This window comes from Comamonas sp. Z1 (assembly GCF_008121555.1).
GTDB classification, from domain to species: Bacteria; Pseudomonadota; Gammaproteobacteria; order Burkholderiales; family Burkholderiaceae_C; genus Comamonas; species Comamonas thiooxydans.
The window spans coordinates 1-19009 of the sequence record NZ_VOQT01000011.1 but is presented as its reverse complement, the minus strand read 5'-3'; the positions used below and the strand labels follow the sequence as shown (position 1 = coordinate 19009).

The 19009-nt window shown below is 63.9% G+C and carries 15 protein-coding genes and 1 pseudogene; 13 read left to right on the top strand and 3 right to left on the bottom strand.

What is annotated here, in order from left to right; genetic code table 11:
• Window position 1: 1 nt before the first annotated feature.
• Window positions 2-610, bottom strand: a complete 609-nt coding sequence (locus FSY45_RS18175) for a (2Fe-2S)-binding protein (protein ID WP_003062639.1) — start codon at window positions 608-610, stop codon at window positions 2-4.
• A gap of 464 nt (window positions 611-1074) precedes the next feature.
• On the opposite strand from FSY45_RS18175, the gene FSY45_RS18170 reads away from it, so the two are divergent.
• Both FSY45_RS18170 and FSY45_RS18165 read left to right on the top strand, forming a co-directional pair.
• Complete coding sequence (locus tag FSY45_RS18170) at window positions 1075-1554, top strand: VOC family protein (protein ID WP_148748131.1); 480 nt, start codon at window positions 1075-1077, stop codon at window positions 1552-1554.
• Window positions 1555-1870: 316 nt separating this feature from the next.
• Window positions 1871-2929, top strand: a complete 1059-nt coding sequence (locus tag FSY45_RS18165; RefSeq protein ID WP_034356064.1) for a 3-keto-5-aminohexanoate cleavage protein — start codon at window positions 1871-1873, stop codon at window positions 2927-2929.
• Between the two features lie 698 nt (window positions 2930-3627).
• Here the strand turns inward: FSY45_RS18165 and FSY45_RS18160 are convergent.
• Entirely contained in the window at window positions 3628-4470 is an 843-nt protein-coding gene (locus tag FSY45_RS18160) for a TauD/TfdA family dioxygenase (RefSeq protein ID WP_148748130.1), read from the bottom strand.
• 349 nt (window positions 4471-4819) lie between these two features.
• On the opposite strand from FSY45_RS18160, the gene FSY45_RS18155 reads away from it, so the two are divergent.
• Window positions 4820-5836 (top strand): AraC family transcriptional regulator, encoded by a 1017-nt coding sequence (locus FSY45_RS18155; RefSeq protein WP_057093245.1) that lies wholly within the window; start codon window positions 4820-4822, stop codon window positions 5834-5836.
• Window positions 5837-5890: 54 nt separating this feature from the next.
• Here FSY45_RS18155 and FSY45_RS18150 read toward each other — a convergent pair whose 3' ends face one another.
• Window positions 5891-6808: a LysR family transcriptional regulator gene (locus FSY45_RS18150; RefSeq protein ID WP_041744300.1), complete on the bottom strand. Its 918-nt coding sequence runs from the start codon at window positions 6806-6808 to the stop codon at window positions 5891-5893.
• 112 nt (window positions 6809-6920) lie between these two features.
• Between FSY45_RS18150 and FSY45_RS18145 the strand changes: the two genes are divergently transcribed.
• From FSY45_RS18145 to FSY45_RS18095, 10 genes and pseudogenes are all read left to right on the top strand, one after another.
• A complete protein-coding gene (locus FSY45_RS18145) occupies window positions 6921-9038 on the top strand; it encodes a 3-hydroxyacyl-CoA dehydrogenase NAD-binding domain-containing protein (RefSeq protein WP_148748129.1) in 2118 nt (705 codons plus the stop codon).
• Window positions 9039-9301: 263 nt separating this feature from the next.
• Window positions 9302-10498, top strand: coding sequence for an acetyl-CoA C-acyltransferase (locus tag FSY45_RS18135; RefSeq protein WP_148748128.1), 1197 nt, complete (start codon window positions 9302-9304; stop codon window positions 10496-10498).
• Between the two features lie 163 nt (window positions 10499-10661).
• The gene (locus FSY45_RS18130) at window positions 10662-11861 is read left to right on the top strand and encodes an acyl-CoA dehydrogenase family protein (protein ID WP_148748127.1); all 1200 of its coding nucleotides are present in this window, start codon (window positions 10662-10664) and stop codon (window positions 11859-11861) included.
• Between the two features lie 173 nt (window positions 11862-12034).
• Window positions 12035-13168, top strand: a complete 1134-nt coding sequence (locus tag FSY45_RS18125; RefSeq protein WP_148748126.1) for an acyl-CoA dehydrogenase family protein — start codon at window positions 12035-12037, stop codon at window positions 13166-13168.
• A gap of 48 nt (window positions 13169-13216) precedes the next feature.
• On the top strand, window positions 13217-14008 hold the full coding sequence (locus FSY45_RS18120) for an oxepin-CoA hydrolase, alternative type (RefSeq protein ID WP_148748125.1): 792 nt from the start codon (window positions 13217-13219) through the stop codon (window positions 14006-14008).
• Window positions 14009-14048: 40 nt separating this feature from the next.
• Window positions 14049-15296 carry a CaiB/BaiF CoA-transferase family protein gene (locus tag FSY45_RS18115; RefSeq protein WP_054075557.1) on the top strand — a complete coding sequence of 416 codons (1248 nt, stop codon included), beginning with the start codon at window positions 14049-14051 and terminating at the stop codon, window positions 15294-15296.
• Window positions 15297-15557: 261 nt separating this feature from the next.
• Window positions 15558-16574, top strand: coding sequence for a tripartite tricarboxylate transporter substrate binding protein (locus FSY45_RS18110; RefSeq protein WP_046461713.1), 1017 nt, complete (start codon window positions 15558-15560; stop codon window positions 16572-16574).
• A 216-nt stretch (window positions 16575-16790) separates the two neighbouring features.
• Window positions 16791-17804 carry a tripartite tricarboxylate transporter substrate binding protein gene (locus FSY45_RS18105; protein WP_046461712.1) on the top strand — a complete coding sequence of 338 codons (1014 nt, stop codon included), beginning with the start codon at window positions 16791-16793 and terminating at the stop codon, window positions 17802-17804.
• Between the two features lie 7 nt (window positions 17805-17811).
• Window positions 17812-18786, top strand: coding sequence for a nitronate monooxygenase family protein (locus FSY45_RS18100; RefSeq protein WP_046461711.1), 975 nt, complete (start codon window positions 17812-17814; stop codon window positions 18784-18786).
• Window positions 18787-18822: 36 nt separating this feature from the next.
• Window positions 18823-19009: pseudogene (locus FSY45_RS18095) on the top strand (electron transfer flavoprotein subunit beta/FixA family protein); the annotation flags it as partial.

Sequence of the window (19009 nt, the reverse complement as noted above, 5' to 3'; positions counted from 1 at the left end):
ATCAGGCAGCCTTTGCGGTTGTGGATGCGCCGGCGGCGGGGAGGGCAGGGCTGTGGCCCTTGGCAATCAGCTCGCGGGCGCGCGCGGCGGCCTGCATGATTTCCACATGGGTGCCGCAGCGGCACAGATGGCCGGACAGTGCGTGCCTGATTTCTTCGTCGCTGGCCTTGGGCTGCTGGTTGAACAGGGCGACCAGCGCCATGATCATTCCGTTGGTGCAGTAGCCGCACTGCGCAGCCTGTGCATCGACAAAGGCTTGCTGCACCACATGCAGGGTGTAGGTGCGTGGGGTGGCAGGCGCCTTTGTCTCGGCGGCGCTGACATCCAGCACGGCGCGGTCCTGCAGGGCTTGCGCGCTGGCGGCCTTGCTGGCGTCAGGCGACAGGCCTTCCAGCGTGGTGACTTTCTTGCCGTCGACAGCCTTCAGCGGCACGGAGCAGGAGCGCGCCACCTTGCCGTCGATCAGCACGGCGCAGGCACCGCATTCGCCCAGGCCGCAGCCGAACTTGGGGCCGTTGAGCTGCATGTCATTGCGCAGCACATACAAAAGAGGTGTGTCGGCAGTGGCGCTTTGCGCGTCCACTTCCTGGCCGTTCAGAGTGAATTTCATGACGTCAACAAATCGTAGGGTTCAAGGAGTCAGTCTTGTATATGTGTAGTCAATTATATGACTAGACAAAAATAAAATGCATTGGCTTGATCTAAAGCAGATTCGATTGCTCTGGTGTGCGCCAGCGAGGCAAGGCCGGGCCGGTGCCTAGGAGTGGCTTCTGAGCCCAGGATCTGCGGCAGCAGGGCGGGACTGGCGTGGTTCCGGAGGCGGCCTTGACCGGACTTGAGACCGGCAGGGCTGATGCAGCCTGATCCATTTCCGGCGTCTTCGTGAGAGCAGAGGTGCCATGGCTATATCGGGGGGATGACCCTGCGCCTCTGATATGGGGGTTGAAGCGCTGGGGAAATGCGGCTTCAATGCACAGAGGCCGAAAGCCGCCAGTGCATCGGTGTCCCGATAGAGAGGGGTCCGCGGTCTGCGGGTCTGCAGACATTCATCAGTCCCTGTTCAGGAGAGCCAAGATGGTCAGCAAAAACACGATTTGTCTCTGGTACGAAGGCGAGGCCCTGGAAGCCGCCAGGTTCTACGCCCAGACTTTTCCCGACAGCGCAGTGGGCGCGGTCCACCACGCACCGGGCGACTACCCTTCCGGCAAGCAGGGCGATGTCTTGACGGTCGAATTTACGGTCATGGGCATTCCCTGCCTGGGCCTGAACGGCGGCCCTGTCTTCAAGCACAACGAGGCGTTTTCGTTTCAGGTCGCAACAGATAGTCAGGAGGAAACGGATCGCCTGTGGAACGCCATCGTCGGCAACGGCGGCCAGGAAAGCCAGTGCGGCTGGTGCAAGGACCGCTGGGGGCTGTCCTGGCAGATCACGCCGCGTGTGCTGACCACGGCCATTGCCGACCCGGATCGTGCGGCGGCCAGACGGGCTTTTGAAGCCATGATGGAGATGAGGAAGATCGATATCGCCGCCATCGAGGCAGCCTGGCGCGGCTAGGCGGGCGGCTGCGATAGGAGCAGCGACAGGCTGGCAGGCTGCATTCATCGTCGCGGCACAGCTGCGACGGTCCGGTTCGGAGCAAGGATGTATCGGAGCGCCCGCGTGCTCTGGCGCACTTTGCCAAGCTTTGAGCGTCCTAGGGCAAACGCTTTGCAGACAGCTCTCCTACAGTGAAATTGCTTTCAATTTCGACGATTCGGTGCCTGCCGGCTGGTGTTGCCCATGCCTTTTGAATGCCTGGCGGCATTGCACAGGGCGGGGAAGCCGCGGCCATGGCTGTCCGTCGAAGCCCGCATTCACTTGGAGACATGTCATGAACTTCCTCGACGGCCATCTGTTCCCCGAAAACCAGCAACCCCTGATCATTACTGCGGCGCCCTATGCTCCGGGCTGGCTGCCTTCGGACTTCCCCGAAGACATTCCCGTCACCATGGAGGCGCAGATCCAGAAAGCCGTGGACTGCTACAACGCGGGCGCCACGGTGCTGCACCTGCATGTACGCGAGCTTGACGGCAAGGGCAGCAAGCGCCTGTCCAAGTTCAACGAGCTGATCTCCGGCGTGCGCAAGGCCGTGCCCGAGATGATCATCCAGGTCGGTGGCTCCATCAGCTTTGCTCCCGAAGACGAAGGCCAGGCGGCCAAATGGCTTTCCGACGACACCCGCCACATGCTGGCCGATCTGGACCCGGTGCCCGATCAGGTGACCGTGACGGTGAACACCTCGCAGATGAACGTGACCGATCAGGCCGAAGACGCGGACTTTGCCGGTACCTCGCGCGCCAATCCCACGCTGTTCAATGCCTACAAGGAAATGACCGTGCCCGCCCAGCCGGGCTGGGTGGAGGAGCATGTGCGTCGCCTGACCAAGGCCGGCATCCAGAGCGCTTTCCAGTGCTACAACCTGAACAGCTTCGAGTCGGTGGAGCGCCTGATGCGCCGCGGCTTCTACATGGGCCCGCTGGTCATGAACTGGGTGGCGATCGCTGGCGGCATGGACACGCCCAGCCTGTACAGCCTGGCCAACTTTGTGCGCGCCGTGCCCGATGGCGCCGTGCTGACCGTGGAAAGCAATGTGCGCAACGTGCTGCCCGTGAACATGTGGGGCATTGCCGCCGGTCTGCATGTGCGCTGCGGCACCGAAGACTGCCTGTGGAACCAGACGCGTACCGAGAAGGCCAGCACCGTCTCGCAGATCGAGCAACTGGTGCGCATCTCGCGCGAATTCGGTCGTCCTGTCGCCACCGCCAAGGAGGCGCGCGAGATCAGCAAGATCGGCGTGTTCTACGACAGCGTGGAGGAAAGCCTGGCCGCCAACGGCTTTGCGCCCAACCGGCCCGGCGCCAACCAGGGTTTCCTCAGGAAGACCTCCTGATCTCCCGGGACAGGCTTGCAGGCAAGGCGATCACGGCCTCGCCTGCAAGCGGTCTCTGCTGAACCGACATGCGCAAAAACGGCCTCCGCGATGGAGGCCTTTTTCATGCGCGGATGATTTCGGGCAGACCTGGAAAAATGGCTCTGGCAAGGCTGGGGCCGGGCCTGAGACAGGCCTGGTGAAGGCGTCTGGGCCGGCGGCTGCGGATGGATGGTCTTGAGCATGCCTCTGGCCAGCTCACAGCTGTCAAGGCGCGGGAGGAGCGGGAGGTCCGTGATGCGCACGCCGCGCGCCCCACACCGCACGCTGCAGTGCTCGCCACCGACTCGCCGCGCAGAGATGCTGCAGGCGCGGTTGACGAGGATCACCATTGTGGTATTCAGGCTCGTCAGGCTCGCGCGTGCCATGGCTCACAGCAATGGCTGGTTGTACCTGGCAGTGCTGTCGCCCTCCCGGGCCTGCGCTCTGTCATCGGCCTCAGGGCGCGATTGGCGCAAGGCGGGGCCTGGTCAGGCGCACATTCATGCAGGAGGTGATGACAGAAAAAATAATAGCTGCCTGCGCTTGATTTAAAAGCGTTTCAGGCAGCTATGACTTTATCTTCAATGGCAGTCAAGCGATACAAGCTATTGTTTTTGCGCAGCGCCGGTGTGATGCGCCGTGTTCCGGCGCCGGCATGCGGCGCAGGTGGCGCTCGCTCAAAAAGGCTTGTCGCCGATGATGGCAGCGCGCTCCATCTTGCGCGCGGCGGGCCAGTAATCCTGCACGGCGTAATGCTGGGTGCAGCGGTTGTCCCACATGGCGACGCTGCCGGGCTTCCAGCGAAAGCGCACCTGGTACTCGGGGATGGCCGCCTGGCTGATCAGATAGTTCAGCAGCATGCTGGCACCGGGCGTCTTGTCCTGGCCATAGCGCACGTTCTCGGGCGTGTGGTAGTTGGCAAAGTGGGTGGTGAAGCTGCAGACGTAGAGAATCTTCTCGCCGGTTTCGGGGTGGGTGCGCACCACGGGATGTTCGACCGGAGGATGCTGGCGACCCAGCTCCAGACGCTTTTCTTCGGGCATGACGGCGCCGAAGCCGTGCTCGATGCTGGACTTGGCCTTGAGACCGGCTATCTTCTGCTTGATGTCTTCGGGCAGATTGCGGTAGGCCTCGGCCATATTGACCCAGATGGTGTCGCCACCGACGGCAGGGCCTTCGATGCAGCGCAGCACGCAGCCCATCGTCGGGTTCTCGCGCCACTGACCGTCGGTGTGATAGGTGTTCTCGTAGTTTTCGCGCTTTTCGCTGCGGTAGATCTGCACCAGACCGGGGTGGTCGGGGTCGCTGCCGGCCACGGGGTGATCCTCCAGATCGCCGAAATGGCGGGCAAAACCCACATGCTCGGCACGCGTGATGTCCTGATCGCGGAAGAACAGCACTTTGTGCTGCAGCAGCAGGGCGCGAATTTCCTCGGCCAGGCCCTTGTCGCGGGACGCATCGCCGAGGTGGATGTCGGAAACCTCAGCGCCGATGCTGCAGGTCAGTTGTTCGACTTTCATGGTCTTCTCCTAAGTACCCGGCAAGGCCTTGATGCAGGGCGCCGCCGTCTGATGGAAAAATTCTCGGCGCAGCAACAGTCCTGGGGCTTGACCGATCGCGTCAGCTTGTTGCCCTCTTGGGTGGGTGCAAGGAAAACCCTAGGGCCGGGCCTGGGGTGTCTTGAAGTGGACGCATCTGCGCGCCGAACCGTCATATCTGTCGCGATCTACTGGTATCCATTGATTGACTGCTTGTTGTGATATTGATAAACATCAACACCCGAAACGCAGGTTGCCCTTAAGGCCTGTGTCCATCCATGAAATCCGGGCCTGTTGCGCAGTACCCGGGTCAACCGTTTTCCTGGTCACGATGAAGCCCCGTATCCGAAGTGTGAGTCTGTGCAAATACGCCAAGGTGGCGAATGAGCTCGGCATTGACCCGCTGCGCATGTTCCGCCAGGTGGGGCTGGACCACAGCTGCCTGAATTCTCCCGATCTCATGGTTCCCGAAGCTGCGTTTGCGCAGTTGCTCGAGGCTTCTTCCGCCCAGGCCGGGCATGCCTCGCTGGGCCTGCTCATGGGCTCGCATTGGCGTCTGTCCGACTTCGGGCCGATCAGCCTGCTGCTGCAGCACCAGGCCAGCCTCTCCAGCATGCTCAAGACCTTCAAGGACTATGACCACATGATCAGCACCACCGTGGGCACGGAGGTGGTGACCCAGGGGCGCTATTCCATCATCCAGCTGAACCTGGATACCGAGCGCGAGAACCCGGGGCGCCACCCGGTCGAGCTGGGCATCACGGCGCTGATGAGTCTGTGCCGATATCAGCTGGGCAGGGGCTGGAGCCCGGCCAGCATCCACTTCTCGCACAGCTCGCCAGGCAGCACCATGAGCCATCGCCGCGTGCTGGGCAGCGAGATTGTGTTTGGCTCGGACTTCGATGGCATCGTGGTGAGCAACGAGGATCTGGAGGCCATCGATGCCGATCACGACAGCCTCATGGAGAGCCACGCCCGCAGCCTGATGGAGAGCCATGCACCGCGGCCCACGACCAGATCGCTGGAGCAGCAGGTGCGCAGCACCTTGCAGTCGCTGCTGCCTCACGGTCGCCACAGCATTGCCCATGTGGCAGGGGCGCTCGGCTACACGGCGCGCTCGCTGCAGCGGCACCTCGAAACCCAGAACACCAGCTTTCAGGAAACGCTGGACGCCGTGCGCAGCCAGGCCGCGCTGCGTGCGCTGCAGAATCCGCAGCTGTCGGTGAGCGAAGCGGCAGCCCAGGCCGGCTTTGCCGAGAACAGCTCGTTCACGCGCTGGTTCAGCAAGCATTTTCAGCAAAGCCCCAGCAGCTGGCGCCAGCAGAATCTGAATCGCAGCCTGTCCTGAGGCCTCTGTCCGAATGAAAACGCCAGCCTGCTCGCTGGCGTTTTGCGTTGCGGCTCAGGGCTGGGGCATCGCGGCCAGCCGGGTTGCCTCGGGCTGGGCCTTGGCCAGCAGAAAATCGATGCAGGTGCGCACGGCCTTGGTCTGATGCCGGTTGGGCAGGTAGAGCAGATACATATGGGTGCCGAAAATGCTGAGCCGGTACTCGTCCAGCGTGCTCAGCACCTCGCCCGTGGCCAGCTTGTCCTGCACCACATAGTCGGGCACCAGGCCTACCCCCAGGCCGGCCAGGATGCCGTCGCGCAGAAAAGGGAAATGCTCGGAGATCATGGTGGGCTCCAGCATCACTTCGTGGCGCTCGGAGCCCAGATAGGCGGCCAGGCGCAATTGCCGCCCCGTGACTCCGGCGGTGATCAGCGGGCTGGCGCGCAGGGCATGCAGGGTTCTGGGCAGGCCGTGGGTCTGCGCATATTCGCGTGAGGCGCAGGCCAGGTAGCGCACCGTGCCCAGGCTGCGCGCCACCAGGGACAGGGGCGGCTCCTGGATCACGCGCACGATGATGTCCACATCGTCGCGCAGATTGTCGGCCCGGTTCTCGAACAGCACATCGAGCACGATGCCCGGGTACAGGCGCTTGAACTCGATCAGCCATTCGCTCATCACGATCTGGCCGTAGCCGCTGGGCACGCTGATGCCCACGCGACCCTGCAGGCTCTGGCCCAGCGCCGTGATGGCCTCGCGTGCGGCCAGCATTTCGTTGTGGATGTTGCGCCCGTGCTCGTACAGGCGCATGCCGATCTCCGTGGGCTCCACGCGGCGCGTGGTGCGCTTGACCAGTTGCACGCCCGCTGCCTTTTCCAACTGGGTCAGGTGATAGCTCACATTGGCACGCGTCATCTTGAGCTTGCGCGCTGCCTGGCTGAGATTGCCGCTATCAATGATTTCGACCAGCAGGGTCAGCGATTGGGAGTCCATGGCGTATTTGTCTAATTTTCTTTGACAGTCTGTCAATGATTCATGGGATTGTTAGAAAACATTGTCGTCGTAAAAATAAAGCCCATTCCATAGAGAGATTCAGGAGACTCGCATGACCGCCGAAGCCAGCACCTCTGTCGTCGAACTCAGGCAAGACGGTGACGTCCTGCTCGTCAGCGTCAACAATCCGCCCGTCAATGCGCTGGGCGCTGCCGTGCGCCAGGGTCTGATGGCGGCCATAGAACAGGCCGATGCCAGCGCCGCGGTCAAGGCCGTGGTCATCGTGGGTCAGGGCAAGGCTTTCATCGCCGGTGCCGATATTCGCGAATTCGGCAAGCCCCCGGTCCAGCCTTTCCTGCCCGATGTCTGCAACCGTATCGAGGCCTGCAGCAAGCCCGTGGTGGCCGTGATTCATGGCGCGGCACTGGGTGGCGGCCTGGAGATTGCCATGTCGGCGCATTACCGCCTGGCGCTGCCTGGCGCCAAGCTGGGTCTGCCTGAAGTCTCCCTGGGTCTGGTGCCCGGCGCCGGCGGCACCCAGCGTGCGCCGCGCCTGATGGGCGTGAAGGCCGCAACCGAGCTGATGCTCAGCGGCCAGCAGATCGGCGCCAAGGCCGGACTGGCGGTCGGTCTGGTGGACAAGCTGGAAGAGGGCTCGGACCCCGTGGCCGCGGGCCTGGCCTATGCGCGTGAACTGCTGACCCAGGGCGCGCCGCTGCGTCCCGTCAGCGCCACACCGGGACGCCTGGCCGACAAGGCCGCCGCCCAGGCGGAACTCGATGCGCTGCGTGCGGACACGACCAAGAAGTCGCGCGGCCTGTTCTCGCCGCTGAAGATCATCGATTGCGTTCAGGCTGCGCTGGACCTGCCTTTTGCCGAAGGCCTGAAGTTCGAGCGTGCCCAGTTTCTGGCCTGCATCGACAGCCCGCAGCGCGCGGGCCTGATCCACGCCTTCTTTGCCGAGCGCGAGACAGCCAAGATTCCCGAAGCCCGCGCCGCCCAGCCGCGCGCCTTCAGCAAGATTGCCATCATCGGCGGCGGCACCATGGGCGCGGGCATCACCGTCTCGGCGCTGGATGCCGGCCTCGTCGTGACCATGATCGAGCGCGATGCCGAATCCATCGCACGCGGCCAGGCCAATGTGGAGAAGGTCTACAACGGCCTGATCGCCAAGGGCCGCATGAACGAGGAGGCCAAGGCCGCTATTCTTGCGCGCTATACGCCTTCGACCCGCTATGACGACATTGCCGATGTGGACCTGGTGATCGAGGCGGTCTTCGAAGACCTGGAGGTCAAGAAGGTCGTGTTCAAGGAGCTGGACCGTGTCTGCAAGAGCGGCGCCGTGCTGGCCACCAACACCTCGTATCTGGACATCGACGCGATTGCCGCCGTCACCAGCCGCCCGCAGGATGTGATCGGTCTGCACTTCTTCAGCCCGGCCAACATCATGAAGCTGCTGGAGATCGTCGTGCCCGCCAAGGTGGCGCCCGATGTGGTGACCACGGCCTTCGAGCTGGCCAAGAAGATGAAGAAGGTGCCGGTGCGTGCCGGCGTCTGCGACGGCTTTATCGGCAACCGCATTCTGGCCACTTACAAGCAGGCCGCCGACTACCTGATGGAAGACGGTGCCAGCCCCTACGAGATCGACGAGGCCGTGCGCGGCTTCGGCTTTGCCATGGGGCCCTTCCAGGTCACCGACCTGGCCGGCGGCGATATCGGCTGGGCCACGCGCAAGCGCCGCGCCGCCACGCGCGACCCCAAGGCCCGTTATGTGGAGATTGCCGACCGCATCTGTGAAAACGGCTGGTTCGGCCAGAAGACGGGACGCGGCTTTTATCTTTACCCGCAAGGTGCGCGCATCGGTCAGCCCGACCCCGAAGTACTGGCGATTGTGGATGCCGAGCGCGCCAAGAAGGGCGTGACAGCGCGCCCGTTCACGGCCGAGGAAATCATGCGCCGCTACATGGCCGCCATGGTCAACGAAGGTGCCAAGGTGGTGGGCGAGGGCATTGCGCTGCGCCCGCTGGATGTGGACGTGACCTTTATCTCCGGCTACGGCTTTCCGCGCCACCGCGGCGGCCCCATGAAATGGGCCGATATGCAGGGCCTGGCCAAGGTGCTGGCCGATATCGAAGCCTTTGCCAAGGAAGACGCGCTGTTCTGGAAGCCTGCGCCGCTGCTGCAGAAGCTGGTGGCCGAGGGGCGCAACTTCGACAGTTTGAATAAGTAACACCCCCTGAGGCACTCCGCGCCTTCCCCCTCTCTCGCTTCGCGGGAGGGGGACACTGCCCTCGCTGCGGGGCGGCGGGGCCGCCTAGGCCCTTGCTCGGCAGTCCGACTATGGGGTGTGTCAGTTTTTGAGCGATTAATCAAAAAAGTAGCTGCTAGCGCATGATTTGCATTGATTTCAGTATGAAAAGCATCTGAAAGCAATGAATGACAAGCGCAGACAGCTATCAGAAATAGTTTTCAACATTCACAGAGACAAGCACCATGCGTGAAGCCGTTATCGTTTCCACCGCCCGCACACCGCTGACCAAGTCGCATCGTGGCGAGTTCAACATCACTCCTGCCGCCCAGCTGGCTGCTTTCTCCGTCAAGGCGGCGGTGGAGCGCTCGGGTGTCGATCCCGAAATGATCGAGGACCTGATTCTGGGCTGCGGCAACCCCGACGGTTTCCAGGGCCGCAATCTGGGTCGCCAGACCGTATTGCGCGCCGGGCTGCCGCTGTCGATCGCCGGCACCACGATCACGCGTTTTTGCGCCTCGGGTCTGCAGTCCATCGCCATCGCGGCGGGGCGTGTCGTGGCCGAGGGCGTGGACGTGATGCTGGCCGGCGGTATCGAAACCATCTCCGGCATCCGGGCCGGCAACAATCTGCCCACCGACATGGACCCCTGGCTGGTGGAGCACAAGCCCGAGCTCTATATGGCCATGATCGACACCGCCGATGTGGTGGCCAAGCGCTATGGCATCACGCGTGAAGACCAGGATGCGTTCTCGCTGCAAAGCCAGCAGCGCACGGCTGCGGCCCAGGCCGCCGATCTGTTCAAGGACGAGATCATTGCCTGCTCCACACGCATGATGGAGAAGAACAAGGAAACCGGCGAAGTCACCTACCGCGACGTGGTGGCCACGCAGGACAACTGCAACCGCGCCAGCACCACGCTGGAGGGACTGGCCAAGCTGGAGCCTGTGAAGGGCCCTGGCAACTTCATCACGGCCGGCAATGCCTCGCAGCTGTCCGACGGCTCCAGCGCCTGCGTGGTGATGGAAGCCAGGCTGGCAGAGCGCCTGGGCCTCAAGCCCCTGGGCGCTTTCCGCGGCTTCGCCGTGGCCGGCTGCGAGCCTGACGAGATGGGCATAGGCCCGGTGTTTGCCGTGCCCAAGCTGCTCAAGCGCCACGGCCTTACGGTGGATGACATCGACCTCTGGGAGCTGAACGAAGCCTTTGCCTCGCAGGCCCTGTATTGCCAGCGTCAGCTGGGCATTCCCAACGAGCGCCTCAACGTCAACGGCGGCGCGATTGCCATCGGCCACCCCTTCGGCATGACGGGTGCACGCCTGACCGGCCACATCCTGCTTGAAGGCCAGCGCCGCAAGGCCCGCAACCCCAAGGTCAAGTACGGCGTGGTGACCATGTGCATCGCCGGCGGCATGGGCGCTGCGGGCCTGTTCGAGATTTACTAAGACCCCCTGAGGCGCTGCGCGCCTTCCCCCAAAGGGGGACGACAGCCTCGCTGCGGGGCGGCGGGGCCGCCTAGGCCCTTGCTTGCAGCCTCTGGCGCAAGAGCATGCCAGTTTGAAGATTAAAGGCGCCAGAAGCAGCGCCATGGATTACCAGGAAATAGCAATGGATTTGCAATTCACCCCCCAGGAAGAAGCGTTTCGCGCCGAGGTGCAGAGTTTTCTCAAGGAAAAGCTGCCCAAGCATATTTCGGCCAAGGTCAAGGCCGGACAGCGCCTGAGCAAGGCTGATCAGGATGAATGGCATGCCATTCTCAACGAGCGCGGCTGGTATGCGAATCACTGGCCCCAGGAGCATGGTGGTCCGGGCTGGGGGGCGGTCGAGAAGTTCATCTTCGACACCGAGTGCGCCCTGGCGGGCGGCCCGCGCATCGTGCCCTTCGGCGTGAACATGCTGGGGCCGGTGCTGATCAAGTACGGCAACGAGCAGCAAAAGAAGTACTGGCTGCCGCGCATTCTGAGCGGGCAGGACTGGTGGTGCCAGGGCTATTCCGAGCCCGGCGCGGGCTCCGATCTGGCCTCGGTGAAGACCACGGCCGTGCGCGATGGAGACTTCTACATCGTCAACGGCCAGAAGACCTGGACCACCCAGGGCCAGCACGCCAATATGATCTTCTGCCTGGTGCGCACCCACCGTGAAGCCAAGGCCCAGGCCGGCATCAGCTTTTTGCTGGTGGACATGAACAGCCCCGGCGTGGAGCTACGCCCCATCCGTACGCTGGACGGCGACAAGGAAGTCAACGAAGTCTTCTTCACCGATGTGAAGGTGCCGGCCGAGAACCTGGTGGGCGAGGAAAACCGGGGCTGGACCTATGCCAAGTATCTGCTGACCTACGAGCGCACCGGCATTGCGGGCGTGGGCTTTTGCATCTCGGCCCTGGCCAAGCTCAAGGTCATCGCCGCCAAGGTGCACAAGAACGGCCAGCCTTTGAGCCAGGACCCGCTGTTCGCGGCCCGCATGGCCCGTGTCGAGATCGACCTTGAGAACATGAAGACCACCAATCTGCGCGTGATCGCGGCCGTTGCCGGTGGCGGCGTGCCCGGTGCGGAGAGCTCCATGCTGAAGATCCGCGGCACCGAGATCCGCCAGGAGATCCTGTCGCTGATCCGCCGCGCCATGGGCGTGTATGCCGTGCCCTATATCGACGAGGCCCAGTATGAAGGCTATGACCAGGCGCCCCTGGGCGGCATCGACGAAGCCGCCACGGCTTCGGCCAACTACTTCAACTACCGCAAGCTGTCGATCTTCGGCGGCTCCAACGAAATCCAGAAGAACATTATCTCCAAGATGATTCTGGGCTTGTGAACCTGTAACCCCCTGAGTCGCTTCGCCTGGGCGGCCCCGCACCTTCCCCTAGCCGGGCGCCCCCAAGGGGGACGACACCCTTGCTGCGAGGCGGCTCTTGCTCGGTGTCTCCCTCGAAAGCGGTGATGCCGAGCGATCTGGATAGATGACCTGTTGGGTAGAGAGAATTTGTCATGAACTTCACACACACCGAAGACCGCCGCATGCTGGCGGACAGCCTGAACCGCTTTGTTTCTGAGCAGTACGGTATCGAACAGCGCAACCATTTGGCCTATGGTGCAGAAGGTCACAGCCCCGCGCTGTATGCGCAATTTGCCGAGCTGGGTGCGATCGGCGCGCTGTTCCCGGAAGAAGAGGGCGGCTTTGGCGGCTCGGGCTTTGACATCAGCGTGGTGTTCGAGTCGCTGGGCCGTGGCCTGGTGGCCGAGCCGCTGCTGGGCGCGCTGGTCGTGGGCCAGGCCCTGATTGCGGCCGGCAGCGATGCGCAAAAACGCCAGCTGGAGGACATCATCGCCGGCAGCGCGATCGCCGCTCTGGCGCACGACGAACCAGGCAGCCACTACGAGCTCAACAAGGTCACGGCCACGGCGGCCAGGACCGCCACGGGCTGGGTGCTCAACGGCGCCAAGAGCGTGGTCGCCTTTGGCGAGAAAGCCGATCTGCTGCTGGTGTCCGCGCGCACCGCAGGTGGCATGTTCGATACTGCCGGCATCAGCCTGTTCCTGGTCGACGGCAAGGCCGCCGGCATCGCCAAGCGCGGCTATAGCCGCATGGAAGGCGGCCGCGCCGCCGAGCTGACTTTCGAGAATGTGCAGCTGGCCGAGGATGCGCTGCTGGGTGCCGAGGGCCAGGGCCATGGCGTGCTCGAGCATGTTCAGGGCTTTGCCTTGCTGGCGCTGGCTGCCGAGGCGCTGGGCGCCATGGATGTGGCCAAGCAGAACACACTGGAGTATCTGCAGACGCGCAAGCAGTTCGGCGTTGCCATCGGCAGCTTCCAGGCACTGCAGCATCGCATGGCCGATCTGTTGCTGGAGGTGGAGCAGGTGCGTTCCACCGTCATCAATGCGGCCGATGCCATCGACAACGCCCAGGGCATCGAGCGCGAGAAGATGCTGTCTGCCGCCAAGTACACCGTGGGCTCGGTGGGGACCCTGGTGGCCGAGGAAAGCATACAGATGCATGGCGGCATCGGCATGACCTGGGAGCTGCCGCTGGCGCATTACGCCAAGCGACTGATCATGATCGACCACCAGTTTGGCGACGAGGACCATCACCTGGCGCGTTTCATGGCCTTGACGCAGGCATGAATTCCAGCGCCTGAGGCGCTGCGGTTTCACTAGACATGGAGAACATCAATGAGTGACGCTTTGCTGATTCGCCGCGAAGGCGCCGTACTGGTGCTGAGCAATAACAACCCGGCCGCGCGCAATGCGCTTTCGCCCGCGTTCTACGCGGCCGTCACGACCGCGCTGGCGGAGGCTGCGGCTGACGCCAGTGTGGGCGCGGTCGTGCTCACGGGCGAGGGCGGGCATTTCTGCGCCGGTGGCGATCTGCGTCAACTGGCCAGGCGCCGCGAACTGCCCGTGGAGCAGCGCCGTGAAAAGCTTGAAGGCCTGCACGATCTGATTCGCGCCGTGCGCGACTGTCCCAAGCCTGTCATCGCTGCCGTCGAAGGCGCGGCGGCCGGCGCGGGCCTGTCGCTGGCACTGGCCTGCGATATGCTGGTGGCCGCCCGCGACAGCCTGTTCTCCGTGGCCTATGTGAAAGTGGGTCTGACGCCCGACGGCGGCGCCACAGCCTTTCTGGCCGAGTTCGTCTCGCGGCAGGTCTTGACCGAGCTGTGCCTGACCGGCGAGCGCATCAGCGGCGAACGCATGCACGCTTTGGGCCCCGTCAATCGCCTGGCCGAGCCCGGCCAGGCTCTGGCCGATGCCGTTGCGCTGGCCGCCCAGGTCGCGACCGGCCCGGACCAGGCCACGGCCCTGATCAAGGACCTGTGCCGCCAGGCACCGCGCAACACGCTGGAGCAGCAGCTGGAGCTGGAGGCACAGCACATGGTGCGCTCCCAGGGCAGCGAAGAGTCCCGTGAAGGCATTGCCGCCTTTCTCGAAAAGCGCAGCGCCGACTTCAAAAAATTGCGTGCTTGAGCGCTCGACTAAACCAAGATTTTCCAAGGAGACAAGGCAGATGGCCGACAGCAATACCGAACAGAACCAGGACATCGACTTCCCGCTGGAGGGAGTGAAGGTACTCGATCTGTCCCGCGTCTTCGCCGGGCCGCTGTGCGGCATGGTGCTGGCCGACTTCGGCGCCGAGGTGGTCAAGGTCGAGCACCCGGGCCGCGGCGACGATACGCGCGACTGGGGCATTCGCATCGGCAAGACCGAGACCACCTACTACAACAGCATGAACCGCAACAAGCGGTCCATCACGCTGGATCTGCAAACGCCCGAGGGCGTGAAGATCCTCCATGAACTGCTGCCTCAGTTCGACGTGCTCATCCACAACTTCAAGACCGGCGGCGCCGAGAAGCTGGGTCTAGGCTACGAGCAGCTCAAGGCCATCAAGCCCGACCTGATCTATTGCGCAGTGGCTGGCTATGACAGCAGCGGCCCCGAGGCCAAGCGCCCCGGCTACGATCTGGTGATCCAGGGCGAGGCGGGCCTGATGGCGCTCAACGGCGAGGCAGGCATGCCACCGCTCAAATTCGGCGTGGCCGTGGTGGACCTGGTAACCGGCATGTATGCTGCCCAGGCCGTGCTGGCCGCCTTGTTCCGCCGCGAGCGCACGGGCAAGGGCCGGCTCATCGAGATGGCGCTGTACGACAGCGGCATCACGGTCACCGGCTACTACGGCCTGGATGCCCTGCAACTGGGGCACGACCCCGAGCGCTACGGCAATGCCCACCCCTCCATCGTGCCTTACGGCATGTACGAGGCCGCCGACGGCCCGCTGATCATTGCCGTGGGCAACAACAGTCAGTTCGACAAATTCTGCCGTCAAGTCATCATGCGCCCCGACATCGTCGAGGACCAGCGCTTCTCCACCAACGTCAACCGGGCCCGGAACCGGCTGGAGTTGCTGCCCATGCTCAAGGCACTGATTGGCAGCTTCCCGCGCGATCTGCTGCTGGAGCGCCTGACGGCTGCAGGCATTCCCTGCGGCCGTGTGGCCGGCCTGCACGAGGCCCTGACCAGCGAGCGCACGCGCCGCAGCGGGCTGCTGCGCGACATGCCCCATCCCGTGGTCGGCACCACGCCCGTGTTCGCGCCGCCCTACCGCCTGGACGGACAGCGTCTGCCCATCCGCCATGCACCGCCCACGCTGGGTGAGGGCACGCGAGAAGTGCTGCAGCGCCTGCTGACGCTCGATGATGCGCAACTGCAGGACCTGCAAGCCAAGGGCGTTCTCACGCTGCCCCAGGAGCCTTCATGAAGCACCCCCTGAGCCGCTGTGCGGCTTCCCCCGTGTGCACGGCGCCCTCTCTCGCTTCGCGGGAGGGCGCGTACGGGCAGCCGGCGACACCTTCGCAGCGGGGCGGTGCGGCCGGCATAGGCCCTTGCTCGGTGTCGCTGCGTTGGGCTGTGTCAGGCTCACAGGCAGCGGACATCTCATAGAGCCAAAAATAACTGAAAAGCAAGTTTAAAGGCCGCATAAGACGGCAAACAAAGACAGCGACTTCATAGGAGACAAACCATGAGCATCCCAGTCACACGCCGCGATCTTCTGCAAGGGCTGGCCGCCATCGGCGGCGGAAGCCTGCTGGCCACGGCCGCCGGCAGCGCCCTCGCGCAGGCAGGCAAGCCGGCCTGGCCCGCAAAGCCCATCCGCGTGGTCGTGCCCTTCAACGCGGGCGGCGCCACCGACATCATCGCACGCACCATCGGCGAGGTCCTGGCCAAGCGCCTGGGCCAGCCCGTGGTCATCGACAACCGCGGCGGCGCGGCCGGCATCCTCGGCACCGAGGCCGTGGCCAAGGCCGCGCCCGATGGCCACACGCTGATGGTCTCGCTCAGCACCTCCATGCTGATCAACCAGTTCCTCTACACCAAGCTGCCCTACAACCCGCAAAAAGACATCGCGCTGATCACCCAGATCGCGGCAGCGCCCGTCACGCTGGTCGTTCATCCTTCGGTGCCGGCCAACAACATGAAGGAGCTGCTGGCCTATGTGAAGGCGCACAAGGGCAAGCTCTCGTACGGGTCCTGGGGCGTGGGCTCGTATGCCCATCTGGCCGGTGCCTATATGAGCAAGACCATGGATGCCGACATGAACCACGCCGCCTACAAGGGCGAGGCCCCCATGATCCAGGAGCTGATCGGCGGCCAGCTGCAGCTGTGCTTTTCCAGCGCGCTCAACACCAAGCCCTTCATTGAGTCGGGTCGTCTCAAAGCCATTGGCGTGACCGGCAAGGAACGCATGGACATCCTGCCCAAGTTGCCGACCATCTTCGAGCAGGGCGTGACCGACGACGCCTATTCGATCTACGGCTGGGTGGCAATGGGCGCGCCAGCCGGCACGCCCAAGGAGGTCGTGGACCAGCTCTACGGCCACCTGCGCGAAATCATCAAGGACCCCAAGGTGCTGGAGCGCATCACGGGCGCTGGCTTCATACCCATGATGAACAGCCCCCAGGCTTTCCGCGACAACTACCAGCGCGATATGCCGATCTGGAAAGCGCTGGTCGAGCAGGCTGGCGCCAAGCTTGATTAAACCCCCTGAGTCGCTTTGCGCCTTCCCCCTCTCTCGCTTCGCGGGAGGGGGACAACACCCTCGGTGCGGGGCGGCCCTTCCTCGGTGTCCCTGGGGTTGGGCCGTGCCGGTTTCATGGGCTGCAGGCGGTGCGAGCGCCATGGATAGCTGATTTACCCGGCCCGCGGTAGTGGGCCACCACCGACGACTGCTGAGACAGCTTTGACAGGAGACTTCATGCACAAGCGCAATCCCGCACTTAAGGCCTGCACCAGCCGGCGCAGCGTTCTGGCCCTGGCCGCAGCGCCGTTGCTGGCCGGCCTGGCCGGCGGCGCACTGGCCGAGACCGACTGGCCAGCCAAGATGCTGCGCCTGGTCGTGCCTTTTCCGGCCGGTGGCCCTACCGATACGGCATCGCGCATCGTGGGCCAGAAGCTGGGCGAGCGCCTCAAGCAGACCGTGGTCGTGGAAAACCGCCCTGGCGCATCGGGCTCCATCGCGGCCGTGCAGGTCGCCAAGAGTCCGGCCGACGGCTACACGCTGATGATGCTGGCTACGCCCACGCTGCTGGCACCCCATCTGTACAAGAAGGCCGGCTACGACACGGTCAAGGATTTCGCGCCCGTAGCCACGGTTTATGACCTGCCCATCGTCATCGTGGTCAATCCCACGCTTTTGCCCGATGTCACCGATCTCAAGAGCCTGATTGCCCACGCCAAGGCCAGGAAATCACCGCTCAACTACACCAGCTCGGGCGCCGGCAGCTTCGGCCACCTGAGCATGGAGCTGCTCAAGCAGATGGCCGGCTTCGACATGCAGCATGTGCCCTACAAGGGCGGCGTTCCCGCCATCACCGACACCATCGGCGGCCAGGTGCCCATCATGTATGCCGACCTCGTGGCCGCGCTGCCTCATATCCAGGCCGGCAAGCTGCGTGCCATCGCCGTGGGCTCGCCCCAGCGCGTGAGCATGCTGCCCGACACCAGGACCATTGCCGAGCAAGGCATCAAGGGCTATGACGCCGTTTCCTGGGGCGGTCTGCTCGCGCCCAAGGGCACGCCCAAGGCCGTGGTCGAGCGCATCGCCTCAGAAGTCCAGCAGATACTGGCCGACAAGGACATCCAGGGCAAGCTGCTCCATGCGGGCGCCATCGCCACCTTCCAGAATTCCGCCCAGCTGGGCCAGCGCATCCAGCAGGACTACACGCGCTGGGGCCAGCTGATCCGCGACAAGGGCATTGCAGTGGAGTGACAAGGACATGAAGACACGCATCACCGAACTCTTTGGCATCAAGCACCCCATCATTCAGGGCGGCATGCACCATGTGGGCCTGGCCGAGCTGGCCGCCGCCGTCTCCAACGCGGGCGGCCTGGGCATCATCACGGGCCTGACCCAGCGCACGCCCGAGTTGCTGGCGCGCGAGATTGCGCGCTGCCGCGAAATGACGGACAAGCCCTTTGGCGTCAACCTGACCTTTCTGCCCTCGGTCAATCCGCCCGACTACCCAGGCTATGTCAAGGCCATCATCGAAGGCGGCGTCAAGGTGGTCGAGACGGCCGGCAACAACCCGCAGAAATGGCTGCCCGCGCTCAAGGAAGCCGGCATCAAGGTGATCCACAAGTGCACCTCGGTGCGCCATGCGCTCAAGGCCGAGGCCATCGGCTGCGATGCCATCAGCGTGGACGGCTTCGAATGCGGCGGCCATCCGGGCGAGGACGACATCCCCAACTTCATCCTGCTGCCGCGCGCTGCCGAAGAACTGAAGATTCCGTTTGTCGCCTCGGGCGGCATGGCCGACGGCCGCTCCCTGGTGGCCGCACTGGCGCTGGGCGCCGAAGGCATCAACATGGGCACGCGCTTCATCGCCACGCAGGAGGCACCCGTGCACGCCAAGGTCAAGCAGGCCATCGTGGCGGCCAGCGAGCTGGACACCCGTCTGGTCATGCGCCCGCTGCGCAACACCGAGCGCGTGCTGAGCAATGCGGCCACCGAACGCCTGCTGCAAAAGGAGCGCGAACTGGGAGCGGCCATCACCTTTGCCGACATCGCGCCCGAAGTGGCCGGCGCCTATCCGCGCATCATGCACGACGGCGACATGGACGCAGGCGTCTGGTCCTGCGGCATGGTTGCGGGCCTGATCCACGATGTGCCTACGGTGGCGCAGCTGATCGCCGGCATCATGGACCAGGCCCATGCACTGATCAACGAGCGGCTTGCGGGCCTGGCCCGCTAAGCCTTTCACTCTTCAAAACCAGGAAAGAGCTTTCTCATGAAAATCCTTGTACCCGTCAAACGTGTCGTGGACTACAACGTCAAGGTCCGCGTGAAGTCGGACGGCACGGGTGTGGACATCGCCAACGTCAAGATGAGCATGAACCCCTTTGACGAAATCGCCGTCGAAGAAGCCGTGCGCCTGAAGGAAAAAGGCGTGGTGACCGAAGTCATCGCCGTCTCCT